Origin of the sequence: Xanthovirga aplysinae (assembly GCF_009711365.1) — a bacterium.
Classification (GTDB): Bacteria; Bacteroidota; Bacteroidia; order Cytophagales; family Cyclobacteriaceae; genus Xanthovirga; species Xanthovirga aplysinae.
Genome location: NZ_SMMB01001044.1, coordinates 1 through 6,983, shown reverse-complemented (window position 1 = coordinate 6,983; position 6,983 = coordinate 1). Strand labels below are relative to the sequence as shown.

7 protein-coding genes are annotated in these 6,983 nt (G+C 36.9%); 1 reads left to right on the top strand and 6 read right to left on the bottom strand.

Annotated elements, in window-relative coordinates:
* Positions 1–23: 23 nt before the first annotated feature.
* From trmD to E1171_RS11245, 5 genes are all read right to left on the bottom strand, one after another.
* Positions 24–701 (bottom strand): tRNA (guanosine(37)-N1)-methyltransferase TrmD, encoded by a 678-nt coding sequence (gene trmD / locus E1171_RS11265; RefSeq protein WP_155206108.1) that lies wholly within the window; start codon positions 699–701, stop codon positions 24–26.
* Between the two features lie 37 nt (positions 702–738).
* On the bottom strand, positions 739–1,266 hold the full coding sequence (gene rimM / locus E1171_RS11260; RefSeq protein ID WP_155206107.1) for a ribosome maturation factor RimM: 528 nt from the start codon (positions 1,264–1,266) through the stop codon (positions 739–741).
* A 15-nt stretch (positions 1,267–1,281) separates the two neighbouring features.
* Positions 1,282–1,830 carry a 30S ribosomal protein S16 gene (locus tag E1171_RS11255; RefSeq protein ID WP_155206106.1) on the bottom strand — a complete coding sequence of 183 codons (549 nt, stop codon included), beginning with the start codon at positions 1,828–1,830 and terminating at the stop codon, positions 1,282–1,284.
* Positions 1,831–2,191: 361 nt separating this feature from the next.
* Positions 2,192–3,562 carry a T9SS type A sorting domain-containing protein gene (locus tag E1171_RS11250; RefSeq protein ID WP_155206105.1) on the bottom strand — a complete coding sequence of 457 codons (1,371 nt, stop codon included), beginning with the start codon at positions 3,560–3,562 and terminating at the stop codon, positions 2,192–2,194.
* A gap of 281 nt (positions 3,563–3,843) precedes the next feature.
* Positions 3,844–4,404, bottom strand: a complete 561-nt coding sequence (locus E1171_RS11245) for a DUF4136 domain-containing protein (RefSeq protein ID WP_155206104.1) — start codon at positions 4,402–4,404, stop codon at positions 3,844–3,846.
* A 348-nt stretch (positions 4,405–4,752) separates the two neighbouring features.
* On the opposite strand from E1171_RS11245, the gene E1171_RS11240 reads away from it, so the two are divergent.
* A complete protein-coding gene (locus tag E1171_RS11240) occupies positions 4,753–5,112 on the top strand; it encodes a hypothetical protein (protein WP_155206103.1) in 360 nt (119 codons plus the stop codon).
* Positions 5,113–5,216: 104 nt separating this feature from the next.
* Here the strand turns inward: E1171_RS11240 and E1171_RS11235 are convergent.
* Positions 5,217–6,983: hypothetical protein (locus tag E1171_RS11235; protein WP_222931472.1), on the bottom strand; the 1,767-nt coding region annotated here is incomplete at its 5' end.

Genomic DNA, 6,983 nt, shown 5'->3' with positions numbered 1-6,983 from the left:
TATAATAACTTTTAATATTAAACTTAATCAAGCAATAAACCAGGCCTTCGCTTTCGTGTTCTTTCAACGGCTTGTTCAAAACGCCACTTCTCAATCAGTTTTTCATTGCCCGACAATAAAATATCCGGTACTTTCATGCCCTGATAATCTGCCGGACGAGTGTAGACTGGAGGTGCCACTAATCCATCTTGAAAAGAATCGGTTAAAGCTGAAGTTTCATCGGATAAAACTCCCGGGATTAAACGAATAACAGCATCAGCTACAACCGCGGCTCCTAATTCTCCTCCGGAAAGTACATAATCCCCAATGCTAATCTCCCTGGTTACTAGATGCTCCCGAACCCGCTCATCAACTCCTTTATAATGCCCACAAAGAATAATCAAATTGCCTTTCAAAGAAAGTTCATTCGCTATACTTTGATTAAACAACTCTCCGTCTGGGCTCATATAAATTACCTCTTCATAGGTTCGGCTTTCCCTAAGGTGTTTGATGCACCGATCAATGGGATCAATCATCAGGACCATCCCTGCGCCTCCACCAAAAGCATAATCATCTACATGTTTATGCTTATTGACTGTATAGTCGCGTAAATTATGGACGACTACTTCAGCCAACCCTTTATTTTGCGCTCGTTGCAAAATAGAGTGCGAAAAAGGGCTTTCCAATAGCTTGGGTACACATGTAATGATGTCGATCCTCATGAAATTAGGTAGCTTGAATAATTAGAAACCCCACAAATTAATCTTCCAAGTAAATATCAAGCAGGCCCTCCGGAAGTTTCACATACATGATCTTCGCTTCGTGATCCACTTTCTCAATGATTTCATCACTGACTGGAATAAGGGCTTCCTTTCCCTGGAAATCCATGGCAATCAGGTCCTGATTGGGCATCTCATAGATTGATTGAATTTTACCTAAGAGGCCTTTCTGCTCATCCCAAACTTGGTAGTTAATGACCTGATGGTAATAAAACTGTCCTTCTTCCAGCTTGGGCAATAATTCAAGTGGTAAAAAGAGTTTACAACCTTTTAGCTGTTCGGCTTTTTCAATTTGATCGATATCTTCAAATTTGATGTTGGCCTTGCCTTTTGCAATATGGATGGTTTCCACAAAAAAAGGAATCAGCTTTTTATTGACTTCAATAAAAACTGATTCCAGATTCTCATATTCTTCAGGAAAGTCAACATCCAGAAAAACCGAAACAGAACCATTCAAGCCATGAGTTTTTAACACATACCCCAGTTCGAAACATGCATCCTTTTCCATGGCCAAGCCTCTGTCTTATTCGTTTGTAGCCTCTGGTGCTTCTCCGCCTTCTGCAGGAGCTTCTTCTTCTCCTTCTCCTGCTTCAGCTGCAGCAGCAGCTTCAGCCTCTGCTTGCTTTGCTTTCAACGCTTCTGCACGTGCTTCTTTTACTTTTGCTTCGGCAGCTAATCTAGCTTTTTCAGCATCCTCTTTCGCTTTTGCCAATGAGTCTACTTTACCAGTAACTTTTGCCTCTTTGGATTGCTTCCACTCCTCAAATCGCTTATCTGCCTCTTCTTGAGTGATGGCTCCTTTATTTACACCTACTTGTAAATGTTTTCTCAGCAATACCCCTTTATAGGATAATATCGCTTTTACCGTATCTGTAGGTTGGGCTCCGTTCATCACCCATTTCAATGCTTGATCTTCATTGAAATCGATGGTTGCAGGGTTTGTATTTGGGTTGTAAATACCCAATTTTTCAATAAATCGACCATCTCGTGGTGATTTAGCATCCGCAACTACAATGCTGTAGAAAGCGTACTTTTTGCGTCCTCGACGCTGTAATCTGATTTTAGTTGCCATTTTCTTGTTATTAACTTTTTAAAGTTAGTCGGAGGAACTCGTCCCCTTTCAGAAATTTAGTCCGCAAAGATAAGTCTTTTATCTGAATAACCACAAGTGAAAGATAAATAAAGAATTACGTTCTGAAAATTAAGATCGTTACAGGGAGGGAGTTTACGTATTACCGAAGTTTTGATAAAGCTTAACTTTTTTATGGTGCCAATGTAAGAAAGTGAGATTGCTTTTTGTGATAAATGACTTTATTGAGGGGAAAATTTTGCAGTAAGGGCAGTAAGGGCAGTAAGGTGAAATGAAAGAGCAGCAGGGAAAGCTTCCTGCTGCTCAATGGATAAATTGTGTATTATTAAAAACTTTTCCTCTATTACTTCAAGATGATTCTTTCAACTACGGTAGTTCTTTCTCCTTTGATTTGGAAGAGATATACACCTTTAAGAGCTTTCCTAAGCTGAATGGTTTTCACTTCCTCTGGAATTAATTCGAGTGACTTTTTGTACACTGAAAGACCAGTTATTGACCTTATCTCTAGTTTTATTTTCTCTGGTTTATCACTCTTAAAAGCCAGATTAATATTTCCTCCCAAGGATGGGTTTGGGTAAAAATGGTAACTTAAATCTGTAATCTCTTCAATTTCCGGTTCCAGAGTGAAAGTAATATTTGAAGGCTGTATTAATGATGAGGCTTTTCTAAAATCAATGGTATAGTCTAATACCTGCCCCCAGTAAGAATCTTCACAGGCCCCTTCTTTATAGGAATTAAATTTAAGGCCTACACGCATGCGTCTTGGTTCCAAAGAGATGCTGTCTGGGAAATAAACCTCTGAAATAACCTCCTGTCCTTGTTCTGAGATGTCCTCTACAATTAACTCTGTTGTGTTATCAAAATGACCATCCAGGTTAAAGTCCACCCATACACTGACATGCTCTTTATAGATTTGATCTCTGAAATCGGGGACAATTCTGAAGGTGTGGGATTGGCCAAGGTTCAATTTGAAAGTTTCATGAGTAAAATTGTTGTAGCTCTCCAATTGTCCTACCTCATGGTGTAGGTTGTTAATGTAAAAGTGACCAATCCACTCATCTCTGTTTATGATATTTTCAGGTATACAGTAATCCAATTCATCTTCCAGGATGTTAACAGTATAATCTAACACCATTCCGGCAGAAACCTCGCAGGCTGTAGACTCACCGTTAGGGCTCATTTGAATTCTCATTCGGGTTTTTCCCGTATAGGCCAGTTCAGAAGTGATAAAAGATCCATGGAAATTAGGAAAGGCATTTCCAACGTCATCATCAGGGTCCTGTCTTTTCTCATCAATCCATCCGTTTATTACCAATTCGTTTTCGTTGTCAAAAATGAAGTCTTGGTTATAGTCTATCCATACTTTTATGGATTGTTGGCTGAAAACCCAAGGGGGTTGTTCTACAAAAAGGTCACTTCCAATTACAATGGGCAATCCAAAGTTTTTAATGAGGTTGATTTCTTTGTTCGTTCTGTCTTGATAGTTTCCATTATCTCGAGATATATAATCATGAAAGAAGTCATAGTCGCCAATTCGAACCTCCTCCATAGTTTCAGCCTGCGGTCGTGGGAGAGGTGTACAGTAGTCTTCTGGTAATTGGGCCTTCTGGCTCGTTTTTGTTGGAGTTAATTTTCTGGGTGCTTTTTTGAAATTGCTTCCAAAAGCACTTACACCAATAAATGTAAGTACAGAAATTGTAAATAATTTTTTCATTATTATCATATTTAAATTTATAAACTAATTTAAATATGAGATCATATTAATTTATTTTAGAACAAATTAAATTAATGTTAATATTTGTTGTAAGTATTTTTAATTTATATTTAAATGTGAATTTTTTGAATTTAACTATTTATGTTGTAAGTTTTAGGAGACAAAGAAGTATGATTTTGCTTTGAATTTTAGAGAAATTGTTGGTATTGGATTGTGTGAGGTAAAAAATAATCGGAGAATTTCTTTAGAATCTTTTAAAAGAGTTTTGGAGATATTGTTTTTCAATTCCAGGCCTGTTTTTTCGGAAAATCACGAAAAAGCTTTTTAGAAATTCTTTTAAATTCTTTTTCGGTTAGTTTATTTAACCCAGAGTAACTTTGTGCATAGCTTTTTTCATAGACAATCGCTGAACTATGTTGATCTTCCACTTTTACATCAAAAATAACCACATGGTAATCTATGGGTGTACCCCCTGGAAACCAGAAAAAACCAACCCCTCCTCCCCCAAAAGCAAAAACTCCGGGAGCAATAGCATATCCCCCCTTTTGATTGCTCCCCTTTTTATAGACTGCAAGCCCATAGCGAACTGAAAAGTTGGGATTGCTTTCTTGATAGAGAAAACCAAACTTTTTCAATTGAACGGTAATTGCAGCCTGAAAATTCTGATACAAAATGGAGTCTGGTTCTATGTCATATACTTCATCATTTTCTTTGGCTAACTCTAACCGCTTTCCAAATCTAAAGGTTTGCTGGTTTTCACCTTTTCGTCGATTTTGACCGAAAGGTGGTGATATAATGATGGTTAAAAAAAGGGAAAGGGAAAATAGCTTCTTACCAACCATCCTATTGGAATTATTTGGAACAACCAGTTTATGAGGGTAAAACAATTAGGAGAAGAGAAACATTCGAACTTGTTAGAATTGGTTAATTCCAAAAGGTCGAAAATGTTTTTTTACTAAATAGATGGAAAGGATAATTAGCTATCCCTACTTATTTTTACGATCTCATTCAGTAAATTTCTTCAGAAAGAAATGTTTTGCTGGCCAGCAGTGCTTTTATGTACTTTCTAGTTCTTTTTGTGAAAAAACGCTTTATTGGAATTCTTCTCTTTTTTAAAGATTTTTTTTGAAAAAATAAATTTGAATTTTTTTCCAAAGTAACGCTTTTTTATAAAATTCTTTGACGAAATAGTGGGACCTCTGTTGATAAATGAGGTAAAAAAAGATATTTCCGTTGTGGCGGGTTTAAAGGAAGAAAGTTATTTCCCTATTGCTTCCAGTTTTAGTTTTCCTATTGGAGATAAAAGTCCAATCTTTGGAGTGGAAAATAATGATGCAGCTGGAAGAGAAATAAGGATTGGGTTGCGTTCCAAGGAACTAAGGGATATTGAATCAGCTCAATGGGAAGTCGATCCAAATTACCCAAATACCTTAATGGTTTCTAGAAAACTGTTAAAAGAATTAGGAGGTAAGATTGAAGCCGAAGTGTTTGTGATTACGGTGCAAGGGTTAGTTTCTGGTAAAGGGGAATTAGACGCAAAGTGTGATTAAAAAAGACCTTAACGGAATTCACTACTAAGGTCTTTTTTTGGAATGAGGATATATGACAATATTCAAAAAAAGCATTATGGTGCTTTAGTCATTCGAAAGCCAAATTACAGTTGATACTTCTTAATGAGCAGATGGTCAATATTATTTTCCTTGTTTCTTTCTGCTCCAAAAAGGAAGAACCAATTTTTTTCTGGAACATATAAGTAAGTGTTTTCCGAAAAGCTAATAAAAGGTTTATCCTCTTTTTCCTTTTGAATTTGAAGGGGGTTCATATTTCCCTTGTCAGTGTCGATCAGGTTTACCAAGGCTTCATTCACAGAGAAGGGTTTATCCTCAGCCATTTCAAGGTCTGAAAAATACCTGCCATAGGGTAATAAAAATTTATCATTTCCCTTTACTTGGGTGGATTTTACATTATGAATAACCCATAGTAATTGGTTATTGGAAGTTTCAAAAATTTCCATTTCACTTAATAGAGAAGGGGCTTTGAACTTCCAATCTTTTAAATCAACCGCATATTGTCCTTTGAATTCTCCTTCGGTGCTAAAATGTAAGGCTACGGCCTGTGGATAAGCATAGACGGCTGGGTTTAATTCAAGGGTTTTTGGGTCCCTTATGGCCTTGGTAACTTCTTCCTTGTATTGTCCATAAAAGAGAAAATCCCCATTGTTGAGGGTTTTGGCTCCCTGTACGATAAAGGATTTTCCAATGGATTTACTCATCCCCTCTCCGTTTCCTTTAAGGAAGCTTTTAGATTCAGTATAAGAAATGGTTTTAGTGAATTCCTGTTTGCCCTCATTAAACTTCATCAGCCCAAATTTGTCGGTGTCCTCTTTGAATAATAAAATTAAGGCATCTCCTTGATTATGGGCAAAAAGCACTTTTCCACCATATTTTTTGCCTATATGAATCTTAGTTTTAAAGATTTCCCGGCCTTGTTTACCCACATGAACAATCCAGTGGTTAAGGGGGTCCGGGTCATTATTTTTTTTCCCAATACCAAATACCCTTTCATAAATAAAAACGTAGCTATCGTAGGTAGAATGATTTGAAAATACCTGCTTTTTATTCAACCCCTGGGAATATTCAATGCTTCGGGGATATTGGAATGGCAAAGTGATTTTATTAATCTCTTGTCCCTCTTGATCAAAAGTTAAGATAAACTGTTGTTTATAATGATTATGTTTGTCCAGTTTTTTTCCTCTTATTCTGATGCCACCAGGGACAATAAGGGTATGTGCTTTAGCATCTGAAAAAGAATCATCTACCCAGGCCATAAATCGTTGCTTTTTTAAACCTTCCACTTGCTCATGCTGTGGGTATACTGTGGGGAGTTCCTGACTTTTATTTAGTCCTTTTTTAACTTTTAAAATATCTTCTTCCGGCGTTTTCCCTTTTTCAACAATTAACATGTTGGTATAGAACCGATCGCTGGAAATATCATAGAAATATTCTTTTTCATTAAAACCAATCCATGGGTTGCCTGAAAGCGACTGGTTCATTTTTAGCAACCTTCCCGTATTTGTTTTCTTTTCTGGATGGCCTGAAAAAGCACCGGGAAAATCCTTTATGAGACTGTAATCTTCCCCTCTCATAGCGGATCGAAGTTCTCTGAAATTCTGTTCTTTAAGCTCCAGTTGTTCATCCAGTACATAGTGCATGAAATAAGGTGCATAAATAGGAAGGTTAATTTTGTCTTTTCTGAGTTCTTCCTGTTTTAGCACACTTAAGGAAAGTATTTCACTTGAGGGATCGAATGAAGTTGCGGTGAGTTTATACCTTACCTTATCATCTGCAAGTGGAATTCGGAATTCATTTACTAATTCCTGGGCAAAAGACATTCTTGAAATACACAGGATAAGTATAATTAT

Excerpts from the sequence above, each read along its gene's own strand:
- trmD (WP_155206108.1), bottom strand. The coding sequence starts at position 701 with ATGAGGATCGACATCATTACATGTGTACCCAAGCTATTGGAAAGCCCT.
- rimM (WP_155206107.1), bottom strand. The coding sequence starts at position 1,266 with ATGGAAAAGGATGCATGTTTCGAACTGGGGTATGTGTTAAAAACTCAT.
- E1171_RS11255 (WP_155206106.1), bottom strand. The coding sequence starts at position 1,830 with ATGGCAACTAAAATCAGATTACAGCGTCGAGGACGCAAAAAGTACGCT.
- E1171_RS11250 (WP_155206105.1), bottom strand. The coding sequence starts at position 3,562 with ATGAAAAAATTATTTACAATTTCTGTACTTACATTTATTGGTGTAAGT.
- E1171_RS11245 (WP_155206104.1), bottom strand. The coding sequence starts at position 4,404 with ATGGTTGGTAAGAAGCTATTTTCCCTTTCCCTTTTTTTAACCATCATT.